Here is a 23,480-nt window from a genome sequence, read left to right on the forward strand (position 1 = left end):
TTTGTCGTTTTAAACTAATTGGCCGTCATCCTTCTGATTGTTCAGGAAGGAATTTAGCAGAATAAATCCGGCGCCCACCATGACCGATACATCAGCCATGTTGAAGATGCCCGTTTGAAAAATACCGAAACTGATATGTAAAAAGTCGGTCACCGACCCATACGCCATTCGGTCGATGAGATTCCCGATGCCACCGCCAATGATAAAACAAGCGCCTGCCACAAACAGCCGGGGCGTATTAAATCTGAATAGCAGGTAACCAAAGCCTAGAGCAATCGCCAGTAAGGGAAGAATTTGCAGTAACAAACTCTTTAGAATCGGAGGTAACGACTCACCTAAACTCAGGAAAGCCCCCGCATTTTCCACCTTCGTGAGTGTTAGATGGCTATCCAACAGCGGAATGCTTTCGCCATAGTTAACCTTCGTTCTCACTATATTTTTTGACACCTGATCGCACCCAATATTTACCGATACGGTCAATACAATGAGCAGGACTCTAAGTATGTTTTTCATGCTTCAGTTATCAAAAGAGAATGGATAATGTAAAATGAATAATGGATAATGAGTTAGTATGTGTCAGTTATTATTCATTTTACATTATCCATTTACCTATTACCTACAGTCTTCGGAACAAATCTTTCAGCAGGTCAATCGTAATAACTTCCTGCCAATTGTCGCCAATAGCGTGCAACCACATGTGCGGCAGGTTGTACGATACGTGCGCCATTTGCGTAATGGTGTCATCGCTCCAATCTTTCGATAAACCCTGTGGCAAATCAATCTGGTGATAGTCGACCATCTCCTTGAACTCGGCTACTCCTTGCGGATAATAGTCTTCGAGGTGATTCATGATCAGGCAATTGGCATAACAATGGCGAGTTCCCAGAATTTTCGACAGACCATAGCTGAGCGCGTGACAAACACCAACTTCAGAATACGTCAGGCTAAGACCACCCATTAACGAGGCCACCATCAGTTTGTCGTCGTTTTCGGGTGTCTGCCCTGAATTTTCGCCCAGATACACTTCCCGGCAAAGTTTCATAGCTTGCTCGGCATACGCATGCGAATAAGCATTATTCATCCGCCCATTCTCCGATTCGATGCAGTGAATGTAGGTGTCCATACCGGTATAAAACCACCAGTTACGAGGTACGCTGGCAATCAGATCAGGATCGAGAACGACTTGGTTGAAAACCGTCCATTCGCACTTCAAACCCAGTTTTTTAACGGGGCCGGTCAGCACAGCCGTCATCGAAACCTCAGCACCGGTTCCTGAAATGGTCGGTACACCTACGTGGTAAATACCGGGCTTTTTGATCAGATTCAGACCCTGGTAAAGCGTCGATGAACCTTCATTGGTCAGCATGAGTGACAACGCCTTGGCAATGTCCATGATGCTTCCGCCACCAATACCAACAACACCCGATGGCAGGCCTTTTTTAGCCAGAATCTCATCGCGTAGTTGGTCGATCTGATCGGTGGTTGGCTCGTGCTCCTCAACACTGATGTAGTAAGTCAAATCCTCGGCATGAGCCGGAACCTGACCTTCTAGGGTTTTGCCTTTGAAATAATTATCGACCAGGAAGACGAAATAGCCTTCGTTATCGGCACGGCGTGGAGCCAGAATTTCGTCGAGTTGTGAAAAACTACCCCGACCGAAAACTGTTTTCTCGATGCCTTTAAAATTTTTATGCGTGGTTTGTGTTGGTGCTGCTACCATTCTATTGTTAAGCCATACTGGCTGAAAAATTGGTCTTTTGTCGCAATGGTTAACTTTTCGGATAAAGCAGCTGTTTAGTCGAACAGTTGCTTTTGTCATTCCGACGAAGGAGGAATCTTAGATTCTCCTAATGGGCAACTTTAAGGTTCCTCATTCGTCGGAATGACAAAAAAAATAACTGAAAGTAGTTGGCTTAAGCAACTTTAACTCTTGTCAAATAATCTCAATCTATTAACATAGAGTCAAAATCATCTGACAGCCGTACTTTCCCTTTTGCATAGCCAAACTCCCGTTCTGTAAGCTTTGTCTCTCGATGGGTTTTCGTCCGTAAAAACGCAACAAAATCCTCAACCTCCTGACGTAATTCGGGTGGTAATGCAGTTATTTCGGTTAGTAAGGCTGTCGTTGACATACGTTTATCGTAGGAAAATTATGCTTCTACCAGTGTTGCTTTCCGAACGGCGGCTTCAATGTTTTTCGCTAAGGTAGCTACTTCTTCTGCCGTCCAGGTTGCCCGGATACCAAACGAAATCAATCGGCCAATAGTCGCTTGAGCGTTTGGAATATCGAGGTTTTTATAATCCTGCGGAGCGCCAAATTTCTCAATGGCTAAAGGCGCAGCGGTCTTCATTTCTTTAATATGATTCCACTGGTTAATGAAGTGGTACATGTTGGTATACCAGTAGTTGAAACCACCTACACCAGCCGCATTCAACTCAGCAACAGTACGCTGTGCAGAATCAGTATCGGTCATCAACAGGTTCAGGAAGGTAGCCGAGTCGCCATCTGCGTCTGGAATCGTTGCGAACGACACGCCCGGAACTGTGCCCAACGCTTCCATCAATTGCTTTTTGTGCGCGTTATTGCTCTTAATAATTTCAGGAACCCGGCGAGTTTGCACCAGACCAACAGCCGCATGAAGCTCGCTGATACGGTAGTTAAAGCCTAAAATTGGATGTTGCTCCATCCCCCGGTTCGTGCCAACGTGGTCGTGACCGTGGTCAGAATAGGAATCGGCATGTTTGTAGGCCGTTTCGTCGTTCGTAACCATGATACCGCCTTCACCTGCTGTGGCAATCTTGAAAAAGTCGAACGAGTAAGCACCTGTTTTACCCCAAAGACCCGTTGAAACACCTTTGTAGCTCGCGCCCATTGCCTGACCAGCATCTTCAACCAACACCAAATTGTGCTCGTTCACGATGGCCATGATGTCATCCATATTGGCCATTTGACCACACATATGTACTAAGCAAATGGCTTTCGTTTTTGGTGTAACGGCTTTCCGAATTCCCTCGGCGCTTAAGCAAAGTGTTTCGTCAATATCGGCGAAAACGGGTAAAGCACCAGCCATCAATACGGCTTCGACCGTAGCGATATAGGTAAATGGCGGTACGATAACCTCGTCGCCAGCACCGATTCCGGCAGCAGCTAATGCACACAAAACCGCCGTCGATCCACTCGATACGGCATGGGCGTAGTTGGCACCCACTACTTTAGCAACTTCAGCCTCGAACTCACGGGCCTTGTAAATAGTATTGCGTTGCGCTTCGTGATTATACCGAAACAGGATACCGGTCTCAAGCACATCGTTGATTTCCTTGCGCTCGGCCGCTCCAAAAAATTCCATTCCTGGCATGACGTAGACTAGTTTAGTTAGTTGCTTCAGCAATCAGATAATCAGAAGCGACTTTTTTTCTGCAAAAGTACGGCTTTTTAAACCGAGAACGAATACTTCGTTTTAGACGGGTGTAAGACAAGTTCTTTTTCAATCTGGCCTAATCATTTTCCGACAGGATTAACAGGATTCATGCGTGTAAAATCTTGTTTTATCCTGTTAATCCTGTCAAAATACAAGCTTGTCACACTTCGTTTTGGACCGGTACGCGATCAATACAGAATTCGTTTCTCCATAGCAATCCACTCCTGAAAAACTGCCCCAGCTTCTTCATGCAAAAGTTGATGCATGGGAATATGGCGCTCCTCGCGGGGTTTATCTAATTCTTCATAAATAAACTGATCGTCGAAACCGGCACCTGCGGCATCAGAATGAAAGGCGCCATACACGATTCGGCTGGGACGCGCCCAATAGATAGCTCCCAAACACATAGGGCAGGGTTCGCAGGACGCATATAAGGTACAATCATCGAGCTGAAATGTGCCCAGATTTCGGCATGCATCTCGAATGGCGACTACCTCAGCATGGGCTGTTGGGTCATTTGTCGACGTTACCTGATTACACCCACGCCCAACAATTTCACCATTCCGAACCACAATAGAACCGAAAGGCCCGCCTTGTCCAGTTGTCATACCATCGCGAGCCAGTTGGATAGCTTCACGCAAAAAATGCTCGTCTTGATTAGTCATCATTACTTTTGTCAAGGGTTGTCAGGATTAGTCAGGTGGTTGTCAGAAAGGGTCAAGTATTGCTTGCTTTTGGTAACAATTACCTGACTATACTTGACAACCACCTGACCAATCCTGACTATTTTTAAAGTGCGGCAAGATACTTGGTAACGGCTAACTGAGCCGCTCTGTTTTTCTGAAATGAATCGGGAACCAGCACATCTCGAAGCGATTCGTAGAGATACATAACTTCCCATAAACTACTAAGCAACGTTGTTCGGTCAGGCATTGACACCGTTTTACGAAGCTGCGTAAGCTCAAGAGACCCAAACGTAGTTTCGGCTCGACGAACTCCTCGGGGCAAGCTTTCATTTTTTAGATGAAGCATTGGCCCCAGTACGGCATTTCTGACAAAAGCCAGAAAATCAATGGCTTCAAAAAACTCTCCGCGACCTACTTTAAGCGCGGCATAATGTGTCCAAATCCAGAATCGATCCTCGGCCCATTGAAAATCAAAGGGCGGATATTGTGCCGTTGATTCCTGAATAATTTTACTCAATGCCTGATCTCGCTCCCAAAGTATAGTTGGGTCTTCAACGCGATGGTAAAATTCATCGGGTGTCAGAAACTTAATATCAACGTGCAGCAACGCGTTTTCGTAGAGAACGATCAATAAGCGGGGTTCGCCTACGTGATCGCCACGGAAAGAGGCCAATACAGGGCCAAGTTTTGCTGCATACGCCTGCATCTTTTCGACATCGGGTGCGATTTTCTGGGCTGTGACTAATACCAGATCAAGGTCAGAGTAAGGATCGATTTCGCCCGATGCCCATGAGCCACCGGCCGCTAATCCGATGGCGTCGGGGTCTTGTTGAATGTAGTCAAGAGCTTTGGTAATGAATGTTTGAAAGGGCTGTAAATGGGCTTGCATTAGCTCAGTTGCGCCGGGTCGCCGGTGCGATTAGTAAATTATCGCAGAACGACTCCGTATCAGGAATAGTTCGGACATCACGTCAATCTATTCACTTACCGAATCGGAAAAACCACACCAACGCCTGATGGGCCAGCGGAGAGCAATAATTTCTCCTGTTTATCTCCGCGATTTTTGAAAATGAAGTAGTTCACTAAATCGAATGCCAGCAGAAAACCGCCTTGTGCCATAATGGATTTCCCATAACCGCGCAATTGATCAGCATTATCAGGATGAGATTCAGAACGTTCACGCAAATACGCTCCACCAATCACATAAGCCACGTCTAAACCGGCGTTGACAAGCAGAATCTGCTTCATATTCTCATGCTGCCGAACGGCATCGGCCAGCGTTTCACCTTCGACTTTCCGTTTGCGCGAAGCCAGCAAACCCGCCCCAGCAATGCCAAGATTGACCAGATTCCAGTAAACATTCATTTTATGAAAATACTTCGTCTCGCCCGTTGTCTGCCCGGTGGCTATAGCTCCAACCGCAATATTGGCAATAGCAAAGCTGCCCAATGTTAATCCCAGAGTTTTTTGATGTTTAATTCGCTGTTCGCTAAACGCGCTTAATTCGGGCGGAGGGGACTGGCGCTGGGCTGTGGCCGCACTCCCCAATAGAAGCGAGCCAGCAGTCAGCAGAAGATGTCGAAGTGGGTTCATACAGATTGTTTTTGGGTATGAACCTGAATCCCAGACCGATGTTTTATAAACCCAACTTCGCTCTGGCCGCTGGGTCATTGATATTGGTTAATTCCCGAATGTCGGGCGGGGTCAGTAGCTGGACATCATTTTGTTGAAGCAATTGTCGTGGCGAATAAACTCCATCAGCAATGGCTTGGTGTAAAATTGGCCCAAAAGCAGGTTCGTAAATACCCAACAGAGGTTCGGGTAAGTGCCCATCCGAATCGTAGAAAACCGTCGCTTTTTTTGCCGGGTTCCGGCCTTTTACAAGTGCATCGAGCGATTGAACGGTCAATAAGGGCATATCGCAGGCTACAACGAACCAGGCCGCTTCAGCATCGTATTGAAACGCCGACAGAATTCCGTTGAGTGGCGTCGGAATAGCAAACGCATCAACAATACGAAGCTGATCCGAATCCATCAGTTCGTTGGCCTGCATTGCATTCACCGACCAGAAAACGACGCTACAATACGGCCTAAGCAATTCGGTCAGGTGCTCACGTTGGGGTTTTCTATGATAGACCAACTGTGATTTATCCTGACCCATTCGGGTGCTTCGGCCACCAGCCAAAACTAATCCGTTCAACTTACTCACGACGAAAATCGCGTTTACCGCCCGTTTTTTCCATGAGCTTGGTTTCCTTGATTATGATGTCGTGCGAGAAGGCTTTGCACATATCGTAAATAGTCAAAGCCGCAACCGATGCCCCTACCAACGCTTCCATCTCGACACCCGTTTTGCCTTCGGTCGATACCAGGCAGTTCACAATAGCATCCGTTCCTTCGGTCGTAATTGTAATCTGGCAATTATCCAGGCCGAGCGAATGGCAGAGTGGAATCAGGTCGTCAGTTCGTTTAGCAGCCATTGTCCCTGCAATGATAGCCGTCTGAAATACGGGACCTTTCTTCGTAGCAATATCGGCGCCTGTCAGGTGTTGCATAATAGCTGGCCCCAATGCAACGATACTCTGGGCGCGAGCTGTTCGACGGGTAACGATTTTCGCTCCTACGTCGACCATTGCCGGATTTCCTTCGGCGTTGAGATGCGAAAATTCGCTCATAAAAGTTAATCCCTTATTTAGGTGGAAATTTCTTGTAAATATCTCCTCTACTCAAAATTGTAATGACAATCGCAGCGGCAGTTTGCTCGTTAGCCGGGGGCATATACTCCACTCCCATTCGCCAGCCACCAATTCGAATCCGGTAATAATTCTGATCTTTTTTCTGACCTTCCAGGTATTTGTAATCGACACCAGAACTTTCCAGATCAGTAGCCTTCTCCAATTCGTCTAAAACCTCTCGAACAGATTGCTGAATTTTAGATGGCAATTTTTGTAGTTCTTTAACGAAAGATTTACGAACAGTTATTTCCATCCCATCTGGGTTTTTAAGTCAGCCAGAGAGATAGTTGGCTCATCGGCGCGAGCTTCCATAATTTTAGCCATCAAATAATCATCAACATCTTCGTTTTCAATTAGTTGAATTATCTTTTCCACTTCATCAACAGAGAAATTATTTCGTTTTTTTTTCGTAGCAAAGCTAACTGGCGAGATTCCTATTTTCTTCGCGATGTAATCATTTCGATAACCGGCAACGTCAATAAGGCTTCCGATGTGAGCAACCAGATTTTTATAATTACTAACAATTTCCGTGGCCATCCGTTAGTTTTTGTTAATCGTACATGGCAAATATAAGGGTAAATTTGTACAACTATTCTACTAAGCTAAAAGCTCCCCCAGCCGAAAACTATTTTTTCATTGTACATTGTTCATTATTCATTTTCCATTAACCTATGCTTTCCGTTTCCGACGCTTTCTCGATTACTCAACAACAACTGCTTTCACTCCCAACCGAAACCGTTTCGCTTCTCGATGCCAACGGTCGCGTTCTACGTGAAGCTATTCGGGCCGACCGCGACTTTCCACCTTTCAATCGAGTGGCGATGGACGGAATCGCCATTCGATTTGCCGATTACGCAGCGGGGCAACGTACGTTTCGGGTTATTGGTATACAACGTGCGGGGCAGCCTCAGCAAACGCTACAGGATGCGGGTACTTGCCTGGAAGTAATGACGGGGGCCATGTTGCCTATTGGCGCCGATACGATAGCCCGTTATGAAGAGATTCGGATTGTGGATGGGCAGGCAAGCATTGTTGTTGAAAACACGCCTTTTGGCCCAATTCAGATGGGTATGCACATTCACCCGCAGGCTACCGACCGTCGGGCGGGCGACGAACTCATGTCTGTTGGCACACGTCTTGGTCCTTCCGAATTAGCTGTGGCCGCTTCGGTGGGTCAATCCACGTTGCTGGTTACGGCACTGCCTCGTGTTGCTCTCGTCTCAACCGGCGATGAATTAGTCGACGTTGCTAGTACGCCCCTGCCCTATCAGATTCGCCGATCAAACACCTATATGCTTCAGACAGCACTAGTGTCGCTGGGGATTCAGGCCACCTTACATCATATTGTCGATGATGAAGAGCAGTTAGAAAAAGGCTTAGAAGACTTACTCGCAACTAACGATATGTTGATTCTTAGTGGTGGAGTTTCGGCGGGCAAAGCTGATTTTGTGCCTGATACACTGGAGAAACTGGGTGTACAAAAGCATTTTCACAAGATCGACCAGCGCCCTGGCAAACCACTCTGGTTTGGCACATCTCCATCCGGCAAAACGGTCTTTGCGCTACCCGGAAATCCTGTTTCAACCGTACTCTGTGCGTATCGATATGTCCTGCCTTATCTGCGCGTATCACTTGGGTTAGCTCCTGCCCCCATTCGGTATGCTCAATTAGCTGAATCTGTGACATTCAAACCGAATATGACTTATTTTCTGCCCGTTCGACTAACGTCCGAAATGGATGGTCGGACGTTGGCTCATCCATTGCCGGGCTCGGGTTCTGCCGACTTTGCCAACCTGTTGGCAGCCGATGGCTTTATGGAATTCCCCCCCAATCAGTCGGACTTTGGTGTGGGCGATAGTTTTCAAGTTTGGGAAACGATCCGGTAGGAAATGGAATCGTTTACAGCCTCTTTTTGTCATGCTGACGAAGGAAGCATCTTAAATTTTCCAGAACAATTCGTTTGGATACATTAAGATGCTTCCTTCGTCAGCATGACAAAAACATAGAGAATAACCCTAAGCAGCTCTACTTTCTCTCTGCTGCCGCTTTACCTGACTGTTCAACAACCAACCCTTCATTAGGCTTCCACTTATCATACTCCATGTAACGGGCGGTCTGCGTAGCTACAGCAAGGCCTTTCAGTTTCGCAACTACGTGGAGCGCGCCGTCAATACCAGCCGATACGCCCGCCGTTGTGATCACCTGACCATTGTCGACAAAGCGGGTGTTTCGGAGTATTTTGGCTTTGGGCGTTGCCTTTTGCAAATTGTCGATGTAGTTGTGAAACGTGGTAGCTTGTTTACCATCCAGCAAGCCCGCTTTCGCTAGTAAGCCAGCTCCTGTACAAACCGACAGCATAATTTCGGCATCCTGCGAACAGGCTTTTATCCAGTCGATCAATACTTTATCCTCAATAAACGGGCCGGTTTGGCCACCGGGCAACACCACAATATCTGGCTTCGGGCAGTCGGCAAGGCTATAGTTGGGTACAATTTTAATGAAACCCTGGCTAGTGATAGGCGCTTTCGTAAGCGAAACCGTATACACATTGAAGCCTTCTGTTGAGGCAAATACCTCGCTAGGCCCCGAAAAATCAAGTACCTCAACGCCGTTATGAATAAAGATGGCCACGTTGCGCTTCGTCGACTTTTTCTGACCATTCCGAAGTGAGTCCATCAGAGCAACGCTCCGTTTAACGAAAGGCATACCGCAATGTTTGCAAACGCCGGGAGCATCATGGCGTTCCAGATCGCAGGCGTTATTACAGGGTTCACAATAATAAGCCATTAAGACTTCCTTATTGCCCGACTTCTGGGCACACGCATAACCAACTGACACGAGTAATAGGTAACTTAAAATCAGGTAACGGATATTGATGAGTAGTGAATTCATAAGCGTAAGTATTAGGAGGTAAATGACTGTCTTACAGTAGCTGTAGTATTCGATTTTTGCCAGATTCGGCGGAGTTGGCGTGCATCCTGAAAGCCACATTTAGCGGCAATGGCTTCCATAGTCATACCCGGATTATGCTGTAACGTTCGGGCCAATTCCAGCCTCAATTGGGTTGTATAATCGTGAATAGTCGTGCCCGTCTCTTTGCGAAAGATCCGCGTCAGGTTGCGGGTACTCATATTGGCAATTTCGGCCAGATCCTCCAACGTTGCTTTGGCTTCCAGATTGGCTATCAACCAGTCCTGCATCTGGTGAATAGCCACGTTCATGTGATTCCGATAATCGAGATAAACGCTCTTTTGCGTATGCTCAGCTCCACGACGAAAATACACGACTAACTCTCGAGCGATTTTTGTCGCAAACAGAGGTCCCTCCTGCTCCTCCAGAATTGCTAAAGCCAGATCGATACCTGCTGTTATACCTGCGCTGGTATAGAGATTTCCATCCTTCACAAACAACCTGTCAGTTTGGGCCACCACTTTCGGATAAGTTGCCTGCAGTTCATCAATCCGTTTCCAGTGCGTCGTACATTTTCGGCCATCGAGCAATCCGGCTTGTGCCAGGATAAAAGCGCCTGTACACACCGAGCATAGGTACACGCCTTTTGCCTGTTGCTGCTGAAGCCAATCAAAGAAAATCGTCTCCTCGTTTAGCGCCGACCGAATGTATTCCATTTCCATGCCCGGCAGAAAAATGTAATCACCCGGCTGGGTTTGGACCTCATTGTAGGGTAATACAGCACCGAAATTCAAGCCTGCCGAACTGGTAACTGAGCTTTGGAAAGAGCAATAGATTAATTGATAAGGCGCCCCATATTCGGCAGCTTCGTAAAAAACTTGAATTGGTCCCGTCAGGTCAAGAACGTGTACGCGTGGTGGTACAACAAAAATCACTTGTGCACTTCGAGCCATTGAGTCAATTAATTAGACCGTAAAAGTACAAGGCTATTTTCGTTTACAATGGCCAACAACCGGACATTTTGAGCCATCCATTTAGATACTGAAAATCTATCCCGTAGGGATCAAACAGCGTAGCGTTGGTAGATCAGTAATCTTTTGGGTCTGCAAGCGTGCCGTCAGGTACGCGACTAGTTACGTACCTGACGGCACGCTAAGAAAGGGTCGGTTCAATATTTACTACCGACGCTACGCTGTTGGACCCCTACGGGATAGGTATTCGATTTAATACTAAAATCTAGTGGGCCGAATGAAAAAAGCGCTAATCCCGATTTGGAATTAGCGCTCTATCATAGAGGTGGGCATTTTCAATCAAAAATCATTTCATCGGCCAGGTAATTCTTCAACTGCCCAACCGTCTGGAGTTTCCACCAGTCTTCGTCGGGAATACGAATATTGAAACTGGTTTCAACCTGAAGCATTAAGTCGGTAATATCGAGCGAATCAAGTCCCAGGTCCCGAGCGAAACTGGCCTGATCAGTCAGAGCCGTTAAGCTGATGCCGATGCTGGCAAGAATCTCTTGAAGGCGGTTATTTATTTGAGATAGTGTCATGGTTTTTAGGAGGAGGAGTTTTTTAGGGTTGTGGTATCTTGTTTACGATCTTCGGTTTACAGTTTACAGTTGGCTGACACGAAAGCAACTGTGCGTCGGCCAACTGTAAACTGTAAACCGAAGACCGTAAACAATTAAGAAACAGCGACTTCTTCAACAACTTCCGCTGGTTTAGACTTGGCCCGGAAGTTCGTCCATTTTTCCTGAATCCGGTCTACGATGTAGTACATCATCGGCACCAGATAGACGGTTAGTACCATCGAACTGGATAATCCCCCGATCAGTACCCAGGCCAGTGAGTTTTTCCATTCGGCACCGGCACCCGAAGCGGTTGCAATCGGCACCATACCAATCACCATGGCAATAGTCGTCATCAGAATGGGACGTAAGCGTTCTTCGCCAGCGTGTAGAATCGCTTGTTTGAAGTGTACTCCTTCGGCTTTCTGCTGGTTGGCAAAATCGACAATCAGGATAGCGTTTTTCACAACCAAGCCTATGAGCATCAGCATACCCAGCATGGCGAAAATACCGATGTTCGACGAACTCAACGCCAGGGCCAGCAGCGCTCCAATTACCGCTACTGGAATTGAAAACAACACCACAAACGGATACACAAAGCTGTCGTAGAGCAACACCATGATGAAGTAAACGAGCATCAGACCAGCCAGCATCGCGATACCCAGCGACCCGAAGCCTTCACTTTGGTTTTTCGCATCGCCACCCCAGCTAACCGTTACGCCGGCAGGTAGCGGATTTTTCGCCAGATCAGCCTGAATCACAGCCGTTAAAGTCCCCGAACCAGTGCCCAATGTATTGGCCGTAACCGTAACCGACGAGCGACGATTTTTCCGTTCCAGCAACGAAGGCCCATTGCTCAGCGACACGTTGGCGAACTCCGCCAGTCGCACCGAACGATTGGCCGATGGGCTGAAGAAGTTGATGTTCTTCACATCATCAGGATTTTTGCGGTCGAAGGCATCCAGCATGACACGGATGTCGTAATCTTCGCCATCATCCCGAAACTTGGAGTCATCGTTACCGGCAAAGGCGTTTTGCAACGTTCCGCCAACAGTTTGGATGTTCAGCCCCAGTTTTGCCATTTTCTCCCGGTCAATTTCGACCTGAACCTCAGGGTTTCCAGCCTCAACCGATACGTTTACGTCGTTGGCACCGGGTGTTTTACTAATTCGGTTGGCCAACTCTTGCGCGGCTGCCAGATTCTGATTCACATCATTGCCACTCAGGAAAATCTCGATAGGCGCTGTACCCGAATTGACGATCCCAATAACCGACGAACCAAATTCAATAGCCGGGAAATGATCTTCCAGTTCCTTCCGAACATCCATCATGTACTGCTCCGTTGGCTTATGACCAGGTCGTTCCGAAGCATCGGCCAGTTGTACGGTTAATTCGGTACGGTTTGTTGAGCCTTGCCCTGTACTGTTGATCCCTGTGCTCGCTCCGCCCACGTTGGCGAAGATCGTTTGCACTTCCGATTTCTTACGGAGGTAGTTTTCAATAGCTCTCGATGTGAGGTTATTCTGCTGCAACGAAGCACTTTTGTCGAGTTTTACGGTGAGCAGAAACTTGCCCTGATCGCCTTGCGCAACGAACTCCGAGCCAATAATTCCCAGGCTCATTACCCAACCAGTGAAGACGAAAATGGCTATCAGAATTCCTGTGAACGCCAGTTTATGACTCAATACCCAGGCTAGGCTGCTATGATACCCGTTAGTCAGCGCAGTAAGCCCTTTTTCGAACCACAACAGGAACGCCTGAAATGGATTCTTGGGATTCAAATGTTCCAGTTTGGCGAGCATGGAAGTCAACCAGGGTGTCAGGGTAAAACTGACCAGTAAGCTAACCAGTGTGGCGAAGGCAACGGTCAGCGAGAACTGCCGTAATAAATCGGCGATGACCGCATCAACGAATGTAATCGGCACGAATACTACCACAATTACTAGGGTAATGGCTACGGCCGCAAAGCCAATTTCACTTACGCCATCCAATGTGGCCCGCCAGCGATCTTTGCCCATTTCAAGGTGTCGCTGAATGTTTTCGAGCACCACAATGGAGTCATCGACCAGAATACCAATCACGAGCGACAGAGCCAGCAGCGTCATCAGGTTGAGCGAATACCCCATTACGTACATGAACAGGAAAGCCGAAATCAGCGACGCTGGTACCGACACCATCACAATGAAAGCGTTTCGGAGGCTGTGCAGGAACAACAGCATTACAATGGCCACCAGTCCAACGGCCAGAATCAAATCGTGTGTAACGGCTTCGACCGATGCAAGGGTGAAAACACTGCTATCGTACGCAATGGCAAAATTGACCTTGTCTTTGGCATTTTCCTTTTCAACGACGGCCAGTTTTTCCTGAACTAGTTTACTGATTTCAACGGCGTTGGCATCCGACTGTTTCTTGATAAACAGACCGATACCGTTCTGACCATTGAAACGGCTGATGCTAGTCGGCTCAGTGATGCCGTCGGTTACGTTGGCAACATCACTCACGCGGATAGGGCTACCATTCGGTGGGGTTGCAACAACCAGTTTTCGAATATCATCCAGCGATGAAAATTTTCCGGCGAGCCGAAGCGTCATGTTTTCCGTCGTGCTTTTTACTTTTCCAGTTGGGAAGTCAAGGTTCGCCTGGTTGATTGCCTGCGTTACTTGTAGCAGCGACAGACCATAGTAATTCAGTTTATCGTCATTGACATTGATCCGAATTTCGCGCTTGTCGCCACCAACCATTGTAATGTCGGCAACACCTTTAATTTGCTGAAGGATAGGCAGATACTTATCTTCTACCTGCTGATAAAACACTTCGTTAGGCAAGGTCGACGTAGCCAGTAACTGCATAATGGGCTGGTCGCTGGGCGATATTTTCGATAGCGAAGGCTGCTCGGCATCGTCGGGCAAATCGCTGACCATTTTATCGATTTCACGCTGGGCATCCTGTAAGGCCAGGTCGATGTCGGTTCCCGCTTTAAACTGAACCACAACAACCGACGCATTTTCGAACGAATTAGCTTTCACATCGTCGAGGTTATCCAGACCCGATATAGCATCCTCTATTTTTCGGCTGATCTCCGTTTCAACTTCCGACGGAGCCGCGCCCGGATAAACCGTGGTGATCGTAATAACAGGGGTAGAAAATTCCGGCAGCAGCTCGTAGCTCAGCATCCGGTATGAAAACAGGCCACCTATGGTCAGAATCGCAAACAGCACGATAATGAGCGAGGGACGTTTGATAATGGTTTCGACAAATTTCATGATTGTAGATTCGTTATTGCGCTACTACCAGCGTACCGTTTTGCAGGTTGATTTGACCGCTTGTAACCACTTGATCACCAACTTTCAGGCCCTTCGTAATTTCGTAGTAGTCGTTCGTTGTCGCACCAATTGCAACAGATTTTAGGATTGCTTTTCCGTTTTCAACTACATAAATCTGTGGTTCTTTAGCCGATCCGATAATGGCCTGACGGGGTACACTCAACGTCTGGCTTTTTACTTTGTTGGTGTTCGCAATGGAACCGTACATACCCGCACGAAGCTTGTTTTGACCAGAGTTGCTAACCGTAATTTCAACAGGGTAATTGTGAGCCGCATCGCCCTGAGCGGCAATCATCGAAATACGCCCGCTGAAATGAGCATCGGGATAAACTTCTGTTTCAATTGGTAGTGTTTGTCCAACGTGGAATTGATTGATGGCTTTTTCAGGGATTTGAACTACTAATTTCAGCGTCGAGATGTCGGTCACTTTGGCAATAGGCGATCCAACTGAAACAACAGAACCTTTCTCAACCATTTTCTCAGTGATGATTCCTGAAAACGGCGTCGTAACAGTTGTATTGGCAACCTGTTTCTGGAGTTGTTTGATTTGCGCCTGCGTTGAGCGAATATTGAGTTGTGTCCGTTCCAGATTAACGGCGGGTGTGGCGTCACCTTTTACCAGATTTTCGTAGCGTTTGAGGTCATTCTGATAACCTTCTAAGGTCACCTGGGCAGCTTCAATCTGGTACTTAAGCTGATCATCATCTAATTTGGCAATCAATCGACCTGCGCCAACGGTTTGACCTTCTTCAATGGGTAACGCGATAATTTGGCCACCAGCCTGTGGCCGGATTTCAATTTCCCGGTTGGGTGAAAATGAACCCAAAAACTCGGTTTCCTGCGACAGGTTGCGTAATTCGGCAACGGCTGTCCGTACCCCTACCTTTTGATCAGCGTTGGGCTTATATACTTTTTCTTCAACTTCTTTTTTGTTGTTGACTAATGTCCAGGCGGTTAGGCCAAGCGTGCCAACAAGAGCAAGTACTACCAAAATTCGTTTCATGGCGTTGTTTGTAAGATTTTGCAGGTTGCGTTATGTTAATGGATAATGAAAAATGGACAATGAAAAATGAATAATATTCTGAAATTCAATTGCTTAATTTCAATTCTTACCCATCATCCATTTTACATTATTCATTCAATTAATGGTTAGCGATTGATTAAACTGCCAGTCGCTTTTTTCCAGTCTAATTCGGCCGTGCGAAGATTGACCAGCGTTGTTAAGTAGTTGTTTTGTGCGTCGCGAAGAGAGTTTTCGGCCTGGACAACATCGGTGATGTCGACCGTACCTTCCTTGAATTGGAGCTGAGTTTGCGTATAGACCTTTTCGGCTAATGTTACCTGGCTTTGATTTGTCGACAGGTTCTGTTGTTCGACTAGGAACTTGGTACGGGAATTAGCAATGTCCATCGAAATCGACTCACGAGTTTGGCGCAGTTGTACATCCAGTTTCTGATCGTCGATTTTCTTCTGGCTCAGTTTGGCTTTCCGGGCCAGACCATCGAATACATTCCAGTTTAATTGAAGCCCTAACCAGTAACCGGGCAAGTTTTTAATGTATGAATTATCACCACCGATGGCATATACGCTGCTGTTCGCTACGCCATAGGCATTAACTGTAGGTACAAAGCTCGATTTGACGTTCTGCTGCTCTAAACCATTGATTACTTTCTGCTGATCAATCAGTTGCAAATCAGTCCGATTGATGGTGTATTCATTACTGGGTGCCACCGGGATCGTTTTTTCAATCCCCGTTGAGACCTGTAATGAGTCAGTTTGTGCTAATCCAGTCAGAAATTTCAGGTTATTAAGTAACTGATTATAAGTCGCCTGAAGGGATTCAATCTGGGTCTGCGACGCCGTTTTGCTGAGTTGCAGCCGGTCTACGTCGATACCCTGGGCCAATTGATTCTGACGACGTAATTCGGTAATTCGGATGAGCCGTTCAGTGGCAATCAGGTTGCTCCGCAGAAAGGCAATTTGCTGGGCCGTCGTTTGCAGGTTGTAATACGTAGCCGATACGTTGTAGGCCACATCTTCCTTTATTTTCTGCGTTTGCAGCGCCGACAAATTCCGGCTGGCTTTGGCGGCTTTTGTTGCAATCAGCAACGACTGATTATATAGGGCTTGTGTAGCCTGCACCGTCGTTGACAGATTATACGGCAACCCAAATGCCACTGCCGAATACGACCCTTCAGGTCCACCGAAAACCGATGCCGGAATAACCTGACCCGGAATTTTTAGATAGCGTCGATAATCGCCCGACAAGTTCACCTGTGGCCGTGCACTGGCTCTTACTTCGGCAATTTGGGCTTCTGTTTTGATTTCGTCCAACCGGGCCGATTGCACACTGAAGTTACTAGTCAATGCCTTGTTAATCAGCTGATCAAGCGTCTGATCTTGTGCTCGGGCTAACGAACTTCCCAATAATAAAGGAATGGCGCCAAGGTACCATCGAATGGTTCTGATCGATGGAGGTAATGAATTGACTTTAAACATTTTATTTAATTGATAATTTTAAAAATTTGTTTAAAACATGATCAAAAAAAAAAGCCCTTAAGCTTTTTCGTACTCAAATAAATAGGTCGTAATCATGTCAATGACCATTTTCTTATGCTGGTTGGCAAATTGGTCAAACTCGGCTTCGCTCATGTGCCACATTTTCATATGCATAGCTTTTCCGATGAACAGAAACTGAATATTACAAAAGATCATGGGCATGAGGTGCGTGGCACTTATTTCCCGAATCGTTCCAAGCTTAATTTCCTTCTGCAGTTGTTCTTCGAACAATGAGTGATGAATCTGTTTCATAACCCCCATACAACTCGCCATGCGATCCGGATTGCGGTGTATTTCGTTCATAACGAAGAGCGACAGGCTTGGGTTTTCCTTCATCAGTTGAAAATCGTGCTCGATCAATTCGGCAATCTTTTCCCGGAGGCTAATTGGATGATTCATGATATCAATCATTCCGTTGAAGAACAATTGAACCATTTCCTCAAAAATACTCATGAACAACTTTTCCTTACTACGAAAATAGTAGTTCGTTAAAGCAATGTTAATACTAGCGGCTTCAGCAATATCTCGTGATGTAGCACCATCGAATCCCTTCTCCAGAAATACCCGCTTAGCAGCTTCCCGAATGCGCTCTTCGGTTGACTTCGACGGGAGGGTGATGCTACAATCCATGTTCTTTTTCATGTTGACGGATCAAAAGTATGTTGTTCTTAAGTAACAAACAATTATTTTAAATAGTTTTTTTAAACAACCATTTAAAATAACACTTAAACCTAAGAAATCAGCGAAATAATACAAATATAGCCATTATATACCAAACCGTTCTAATGACATATTGGGAGTTAACCTGATTCTAATCACGGGCATTCCGATCAAAAACCCATATCTTTGCAAACGATTAATTGCCTATGAACGCTACGTTTGCCAACGACATTTTTCGGCAGAGTATTCAGGATTACCACCTGACCGATTTTGTTGATACCCCCATTCAAAACCCGTATTCATCGAATGGTATTGCCTTTCTGTTATATCAGAAGAACTGGATCGATACGGTGCAATGGCACCTCGAAGATATAATCCGCAGCCCAACTATCCAACCTAGTGAGTTAGTGATGATCAAACGGCGAATCGACCAGTCGAACCAGGACCGCACCGATACCGTGGAGTTGATCGACAGTTGGTTTTCTGACCTGTTTTCAGATACTACACCTAAGCCAACTGCCCGAATGAACTCCGAAACACCAGCCTGGCTTCTCGACCGCATGTCGATTCTGCAACTTAAGCTCTATCACTTCCGCGAACAGGTCGAACGAACGTCCGTTTCCGAAGAACACCGCCTGAAAGCACAACAGAAGCTGGCTGTACTACTTGAGCAGGAACGTGATCTGGCTCGCTGCTTTGATGAGCTGATTGAAGACATTCAAAATGGCGATCGGTACATGAAAGTTTACCGCCAGATGAAGATGTACAACGACCCTACATTGAATCCTGTACTTTACGGACAGTCATAAATATGTATGATATATGATGTAGGATGTATGACTGTTTAGAACATATATCCTACATCATATATCATGTACCATCCCTCCCGTCTTGAAAAAGAATCTTCTTCTCCTCCGCTTTTCGGCAATGGGTGATGTTGCCTTACTGGCTCCTGTGGTGCAGGCGTTCACCCAACGATATCCAGATGTGGGAATTACACTGGTGACGAGGGCTAAATTCGCCGTCTTTTTCGAGCAATTCCCAAACGTTCGAATCATTGGAGCCGACTTTGATGGGCAACATAAAGGCTTTATGGGGCTGGCTCGATTGTTCAATGAATTACGACAGCTTGCTTCGTTTACAGTTGTGGTTGATGCTCACCAGAACCTGCGATCAGGCGTCCTGAAAAGTCTATTTCGATTTGTGGGGGTTCCGTCAGTGACAATTGATAAAGGACGAGCGGAGAAAAAAGCCCTCATCCGAAAAGAGAATAAGGTTCGTAGGCAATTACGGCATAGCGTAGAACGATACGCTCAGATATTCGAAACAGCAGGTTTCCCTCTTCAGCCTGCCCGCCCGTTTCAGTTCCCACCCTTTTCCTCTGCCGAAGACGAGCTTCGTACATTTCTTAACAGTCAGACAATTATTTCTGATACGCCCTGGCTTGGTATTGCTCCTTTTGCTCAACACGAGCAAAAAATGTGGCCCTTCGGCCGATTCGCCCCTTTACTCGAAAAGGTACTCGCAGATCAGCCGTGTACTATTTTTCTATTTGGGGGAGGAAGCGTTGAAATAGCTCAACTTGAAACCCTGCGCCAACAATTTCCGCAAGTGATTCTTGCTGCGGGTAAGCTTTCGATGGCAGCAGAGTTATTACTTATTTCTCAATTAACGGGGATGCTTTGCATGGATTCGGGCAATATGCACCTCGCGGCTTTGAGCGGTGTACCCGTACTATCAATCTGGGGAGCTACTCATCCCGACGCTGGTTTCGGTCCCTGGGGCCAGGGAGATGAGGCAATTCTTCAAATTTCCACCGATGTACTTACTTGCCGCCCGTGCTCGGTGTTCGGAAATAAACCCTGCTGGCGAGGAGATTTAGCCTGCCTGAATGACATTTCAGTGGAGGTTGTGGCAAAACGGGTACGGGAGATGTTGAATGCCCGAAGGCAATAGCTCTATAATCCTGAGCTATTTACATGACCCCTTGTTGCTCTACGTTGTTAAGGAAGCTTCTCTCGTAGAATCTGCAAAATCAGCTCTTGACCAGCTTTCAGCTCTTCTTGGGTCGCGGCCAATTTTTCGTGGCTGGCCTTCAACTCTTCGAACTGTTTCTGCGTAGTTACAGTCAGGTTAGCTACAGCTCTGGCAGTGCTCTCTCCGGCAGCTTTAAGTTCTGCTTTGGTGCTAACAACCATCTCAACAAGTTGGCCGTGGCCCTCAATCAGGCGATCAACTTTTTGAAGTACATCGGCCATTACTGGCTCAATCTGGTCAAGGCGCTTATTGGGGTTCATAGTATCAAACACAAAAGGAATGCCCAAATATAAACACTTTTGACGCATTCATCTACATGTAAAATCGCAAATTTTGCTCCGACCATCTACTCGAATTTCTTTTTTGCTCTTAACTCTTTCACTTCAAAATCGAACGGGAGGCTGTTCATACACTTGAAGTGTTTCATAGGGCAATTTCCCGAGCTGGTAGCTGAACAGGGTCGGCAACCCAGGCTGGGAGTCTCAAGCCGGACATGGGGCGTTTTGTAGGGATAAAATCCAAACTGGGGCGTTGTGCTCCCCCATATAGAATATACTTTCTTGCGAAAAGCAGCCGCAATGTGCATCAGCCCTGTATCATGACTGAACACTACTCGGGCCTGTTGTAGCAAAGACGCAGACTGGTTGAGATTAAATTGGCCACAAGCATTGTAGATATGCCGTTCGCCAAGGGCTTTTACTATATCATTTCCCCGCTTACGATCAGCTTCGTCGCCTAGCAGGACAATCGGGTAATTGATCTTAAGGCATAACTCAATCATACGCAAAACCGGCAGTCGGCGGGTTGGACTTTGGCCGCCAATGGCATAAGCCACAAACCCATTCTGGTGCGTTTCGGGAAGCCAGTCTCGTTCAACTTCGTCTTTGTAAGGAATGAAATAATCCAGCCCCCGCCCGTCGTTTTCAACGCCCAGCGGTTGTATTGCTGCCATGTATCGGTCAACGATATGTTGCTCAGGCATAGCGTTCACTTTCCATCGAATATACAGCCACTCCCGAAAGGGTTGTTTTGCAACGCTGTAGGATCTGCACCCTAAAGTCGCTTTGATTAGGCGGGTTTGAAACGTGTTTTGCAGATCAACCACATAATCAAACTGTTCGGCGCGAAGCTCTTTGATTAGTTTAACCAGACTACCGTTGCTATAATGTGTTTGGGCAATGTGTGGGTTGTAGTCGACGATTGACCGATAGGACTGTTGTGTGCAGAAATGCACGATTGCATTTGGAATTTGCTGCTTTATACAGCGAATAACAGGCGTTGTAAGCACAACATCACCGATAGATGTAAACTGTAGAATCAAGATTTTTATCGGTCGTCTCATGTTGTGATTATTTATACAAAACTATCTTTTTTTGTCACAACTTCCCAACCGATTAATAAGTCCACCAACGGGGTTTCGTTGGAGTCTGATAAAGGCTATTTTCGCAGGTGATACAGGGAGGATTGGTTGGATAAGGCACATTGACGGGCAAATCGACTAAAGGGTTCCCTTTACCCGAACTCCGATCGACGTACAGATAAGTTACCGAAACGCCCATAGCGCCAAAATAGCCGTAGACCACCTCGCTAGGATTGCTTGTGCAACGTAAATTACCCTGCACCGACGACGGAGCTGCATCGAAAAGCCCGCCCGTATTACTCGTCAATTGCTTTACGCTCTTCCAGAATTCATACGTGCCCCGACTTAGCGCTTGTTGCTCAATTTCGATATAATAGCGGCTTAAAGAGGTAAATGGAACTTCCGCAATTGGCTGCCTACTAATAGCTTTTCCGTTAATGTTCACGTCGGAATTGATATTGATACAGTTATAACAGCGGGTAATATTCCAGCAATCGGTACAGCAGGAAATACCCGTATAACTATTAATGCGAGAAACATATGTTTTCTGGCACACATCGGTAAACTCATAATGCGTCCAGTTCCATTTATAATAGTTGCCCAACGTATCAGGGTCTTTAGTATCCAGATAGACATTCCAGATTTGCTTTGATGCTGTTGATCCAGTCGCCGGTGTATAAACCGATTCAGAATAGGCATTTAAAATAGGTGGAGCGGCCGATAATAACTCAGTGTCCGACTCATACCGTTTGCCCGCTTTGGTCTGAATGGTCAATTTATAGCGCCGACCCACCACGCCCTGAATACCGCTAGCCGCCGTCTGATAGGTACCAATGGGCGATTCTTTCAATACTTCCTGATTTCCCAGATTGTCTGTAATGCTAACCGTTGCGCCAGATTCTACCAGGTTCAGACTTTTGAAGGAATAGTCGGCTGTGTTGCTCAGCTTAATAATGTATGGACCTGGCTGATTGGTAATCTGGCCTTCAACAACTAACGACGATGGAATACTGAGTGTGTCGGGCTGAAAAGGTGTTATGCAGGAAAACACAACAGCAATCAGCCCCAGAAAGCTACTTAATGCGATAATACCTCGTTTATACAAACTCATTCGATTTTTTAAACTAGCTTAAAACTGCCACCAGCGTGGTTGAATAGGGGTCCGATATAAACTATTTTCGCAAACAACGCAGGGAGAAGGCGTGGGAATAACAACTGGTGGGTCCAGATCGGGAGTGCCTTGCCCGGTACTTCGATCCACATTAATATATTGTTCAGCTATACCTGTCGCTCCAAAGTACCCATAAACCAATGTAGCTGGGTCATTTATACAGTGTAAATTTCCCTGGACCGTAGACGGAGCCGCATCGAACAGCCCTCCGGTATTGCTGACCAAGCCTTTCACACTTTTCCAGAATTCGTAAGCTCCTTTACTGATAGCTTGTTGCTGCACTTCGAGGTAATACTTACTGGTTGATTTGTAGGGAACCCGCATGATAGACTGGCGGCTAATGGCCTGCCCATTGATATTCACATCGGAACTTAGATTGATACAGGTATAACAGCGGGTAATATTCCAGCAGTTGGAACAACACCCCAGACCAGATAAATAGCTTTGACCGGTAATTTCCTTGGTTGAGCAGACAGCTGTGAACTCATAATGCGTCCAGTTCCATTTGTAATAGTTGCCCGGCGCTTCAGGGTCTTTGGTATCTATATACACATTCCACCCCTGGTTTTGGGCAAAATTTACCCCGCCCGACTCGATGGAATACTCATAATACAGTTTCGTAATTGGCGGAGCTGCCTGTAACACTTCGGCCTCCGATTCATACTGTTTCCCCGCTTTCGTCTGAATCGTCAGCTTGTAACTACGCCCTGCAACACCTCGGATACCATTGGCTGCTGTTGTGTACGTTCCTCCGGGCGATTGCTCTGTTAGTGTTTCCTTATTGCCAAGATTATCGGAGATCGTAACAACGGCCCCGGTTTCGAGCAGGTTTAAACTCGCGTAGGAATAGTCGGCTGTGCGCGTCAATTTCACAGTATACGGACCTGCCTGATCGGTGATCTGTCCTTCGACAATCAATGACGTAGCTATACTGACCCTGTCGGGCTGGAATTCCGTTATGCACGAAACGACCAATGCCATCAACAGCAAGACCGCATATTGCCAGATTCCTTTTCCGAAACTATTCATTGTCGCCTTTCTCATCTTAGT

The 23,480-nt window shown here is 46.6% G+C and carries 25 protein-coding genes; 3 read left to right on the forward strand and 22 right to left on the reverse strand.

The features are described 5' to 3' along the window. Positions 1 to 9 precede the first annotated feature (9 nt). The 11 genes from lspA to H3H32_RS15200 form a co-directional block, all read right to left on the reverse strand. The gene (gene lspA / locus H3H32_RS15150; protein ID WP_182463501.1) at positions 10 to 513 is read right to left on the reverse strand and encodes a signal peptidase II; all 504 of its coding nucleotides are present in this window, start codon (positions 511 to 513) and stop codon (positions 10 to 12) included. A 103-nt stretch (positions 514 to 616) separates the two neighbouring features. Then, on the reverse strand, positions 617 to 1,720 hold the full coding sequence (locus H3H32_RS15155; protein ID WP_182463502.1) for an iron-containing alcohol dehydrogenase family protein: 1,104 nt from the start codon (positions 1,718 to 1,720) through the stop codon (positions 617 to 619). 223 nt (positions 1,721 to 1,943) lie between these two features. Then, positions 1,944 to 2,132 (reverse strand): DUF2281 domain-containing protein, encoded by a 189-nt coding sequence (locus H3H32_RS15160; protein ID WP_182463503.1) that lies wholly within the window; start codon positions 2,130 to 2,132, stop codon positions 1,944 to 1,946. 18 nt (positions 2,133 to 2,150) lie between these two features. After that, the gene (locus H3H32_RS15165; protein ID WP_240543780.1) at positions 2,151 to 3,356 is read right to left on the reverse strand and encodes a DegT/DnrJ/EryC1/StrS family aminotransferase; all 1,206 of its coding nucleotides are present in this window, start codon (positions 3,354 to 3,356) and stop codon (positions 2,151 to 2,153) included. A 251-nt stretch (positions 3,357 to 3,607) separates the two neighbouring features. Next, entirely contained in the window at positions 3,608 to 4,084 is a 477-nt protein-coding gene (locus H3H32_RS15170) for a nucleoside deaminase (RefSeq protein ID WP_182464352.1), read from the reverse strand. Between the two features lie 124 nt (positions 4,085 to 4,208). Next, entirely contained in the window at positions 4,209 to 4,994 is a 786-nt protein-coding gene (locus H3H32_RS15175; protein WP_182463504.1) for a nucleotidyltransferase domain-containing protein, read from the reverse strand. Positions 4,995 to 5,089: 95 nt separating this feature from the next. Beyond that, complete coding sequence (locus H3H32_RS15180; RefSeq protein WP_182463505.1) at positions 5,090 to 5,698, reverse strand: DUF6992 family protein; 609 nt, start codon at positions 5,696 to 5,698, stop codon at positions 5,090 to 5,092. 43 nt (positions 5,699 to 5,741) lie between these two features. Beyond that, entirely contained in the window at positions 5,742 to 6,314 is a 573-nt protein-coding gene (locus H3H32_RS15185; protein WP_182463506.1) for an NTP transferase domain-containing protein, read from the reverse strand. Then, the gene (gene moaC, locus H3H32_RS15190) at positions 6,307 to 6,780 is read right to left on the reverse strand and encodes a cyclic pyranopterin monophosphate synthase MoaC (protein WP_182463507.1); all 474 of its coding nucleotides are present in this window, start codon (positions 6,778 to 6,780) and stop codon (positions 6,307 to 6,309) included. Before moaC ends, H3H32_RS15185 begins: the two co-directional genes overlap by 8 nt. A gap of 13 nt (positions 6,781 to 6,793) precedes the next feature. Further along, positions 6,794 to 7,093: a type II toxin-antitoxin system RelE family toxin gene (locus tag H3H32_RS15195; protein ID WP_182463508.1), complete on the reverse strand. Its 300-nt coding sequence runs from the start codon at positions 7,091 to 7,093 to the stop codon at positions 6,794 to 6,796. Continuing rightward, a complete protein-coding gene (locus H3H32_RS15200; protein WP_182463509.1) occupies positions 7,084 to 7,377 on the reverse strand; it encodes a hypothetical protein in 294 nt (97 codons plus the stop codon). Before H3H32_RS15200 ends, H3H32_RS15195 begins: the two co-directional genes overlap by 10 nt. A 134-nt stretch (positions 7,378 to 7,511) precedes the next feature. Here H3H32_RS15200 and H3H32_RS15205 point away from each other — a divergent pair, with 134 nt between their 5' ends. After that, positions 7,512 to 8,726 (forward strand): molybdopterin molybdotransferase MoeA, encoded by a 1,215-nt coding sequence (locus tag H3H32_RS15205; protein ID WP_182463510.1) that lies wholly within the window; start codon positions 7,512 to 7,514, stop codon positions 8,724 to 8,726. 139 nt (positions 8,727 to 8,865) lie between these two features. On the opposite strand, the gene H3H32_RS15210 is transcribed toward H3H32_RS15205, so the two are convergent. From H3H32_RS15210 to H3H32_RS15240, 7 genes are all read right to left on the reverse strand, one after another. Then, entirely contained in the window at positions 8,866 to 9,732 is an 867-nt protein-coding gene (locus H3H32_RS15210; RefSeq protein ID WP_220472643.1) for a DJ-1/PfpI family protein, read from the reverse strand. Positions 9,733 to 9,743: 11 nt separating this feature from the next. Then, positions 9,744 to 10,703 carry a GlxA family transcriptional regulator gene (locus H3H32_RS15215; RefSeq protein WP_182463511.1) on the reverse strand — a complete coding sequence of 320 codons (960 nt, stop codon included), beginning with the start codon at positions 10,701 to 10,703 and terminating at the stop codon, positions 9,744 to 9,746. Positions 10,704 to 11,056: 353 nt separating this feature from the next. Continuing rightward, entirely contained in the window at positions 11,057 to 11,302 is a 246-nt protein-coding gene (locus H3H32_RS15220; protein ID WP_182463512.1) for an acyl carrier protein, read from the reverse strand. Between the two features lie 134 nt (positions 11,303 to 11,436). Further along, positions 11,437 to 14,583, reverse strand: coding sequence for an efflux RND transporter permease subunit (locus H3H32_RS15225; protein WP_182463513.1), 3,147 nt, complete (start codon positions 14,581 to 14,583; stop codon positions 11,437 to 11,439). A 13-nt stretch (positions 14,584 to 14,596) separates the two neighbouring features. Then, the gene (locus tag H3H32_RS15230) at positions 14,597 to 15,646 is read right to left on the reverse strand and encodes an efflux RND transporter periplasmic adaptor subunit (RefSeq protein WP_182463514.1); all 1,050 of its coding nucleotides are present in this window, start codon (positions 15,644 to 15,646) and stop codon (positions 14,597 to 14,599) included. A 146-nt stretch (positions 15,647 to 15,792) separates the two neighbouring features. Continuing rightward, a complete protein-coding gene (locus H3H32_RS15235) occupies positions 15,793 to 17,142 on the reverse strand; it encodes a TolC family protein (RefSeq protein WP_240543781.1) in 1,350 nt (449 codons plus the stop codon). A gap of 57 nt (positions 17,143 to 17,199) precedes the next feature. Further along, positions 17,200 to 17,844: a TetR/AcrR family transcriptional regulator gene (locus tag H3H32_RS15240; RefSeq protein WP_182463515.1), complete on the reverse strand. Its 645-nt coding sequence runs from the start codon at positions 17,842 to 17,844 to the stop codon at positions 17,200 to 17,202. Between the two features lie 224 nt (positions 17,845 to 18,068). On the opposite strand from H3H32_RS15240, the gene H3H32_RS15245 reads away from it, so the two are divergent. After that, complete coding sequence (locus H3H32_RS15245) at positions 18,069 to 18,671, forward strand: DUF4254 domain-containing protein (protein WP_182463516.1); 603 nt, start codon at positions 18,069 to 18,071, stop codon at positions 18,669 to 18,671. Between the two features lie 82 nt (positions 18,672 to 18,753). Then, complete coding sequence (locus H3H32_RS15250) at positions 18,754 to 19,818, forward strand: glycosyltransferase family 9 protein (RefSeq protein WP_240543782.1); 1,065 nt, start codon at positions 18,754 to 18,756, stop codon at positions 19,816 to 19,818. Positions 19,819 to 19,865: 47 nt separating this feature from the next. Here H3H32_RS15250 and H3H32_RS15255 read toward each other — a convergent pair whose 3' ends face one another. The 4 genes from H3H32_RS15255 to H3H32_RS15270 form a co-directional block, all read right to left on the reverse strand. Beyond that, positions 19,866 to 20,159 (reverse strand): hypothetical protein, encoded by a 294-nt coding sequence (locus tag H3H32_RS15255; protein WP_182463517.1) that lies wholly within the window; start codon positions 20,157 to 20,159, stop codon positions 19,866 to 19,868. Positions 20,160 to 20,245: 86 nt separating this feature from the next. Then, on the reverse strand, positions 20,246 to 21,241 hold the full coding sequence (locus H3H32_RS15260) for a glycosyltransferase family 9 protein (protein WP_182463518.1): 996 nt from the start codon (positions 21,239 to 21,241) through the stop codon (positions 20,246 to 20,248). Positions 21,242 to 21,293: 52 nt separating this feature from the next. Then, a complete protein-coding gene (locus H3H32_RS15265) occupies positions 21,294 to 22,370 on the reverse strand; it encodes a DUF4249 domain-containing protein (RefSeq protein ID WP_182463519.1) in 1,077 nt (358 codons plus the stop codon). An 18-nt stretch (positions 22,371 to 22,388) separates the two neighbouring features. Next, on the reverse strand, positions 22,389 to 23,474 hold the full coding sequence (locus H3H32_RS15270) for a DUF4249 domain-containing protein (protein ID WP_240543783.1): 1,086 nt from the start codon (positions 23,472 to 23,474) through the stop codon (positions 22,389 to 22,391). Positions 23,475 to 23,480 lie beyond the last annotated feature (6 nt).

The organism is Spirosoma foliorum, assembly GCF_014117325.1.
Classification (GTDB): domain Bacteria; phylum Bacteroidota; class Bacteroidia; order Cytophagales; family Spirosomataceae; genus Spirosoma; species Spirosoma foliorum.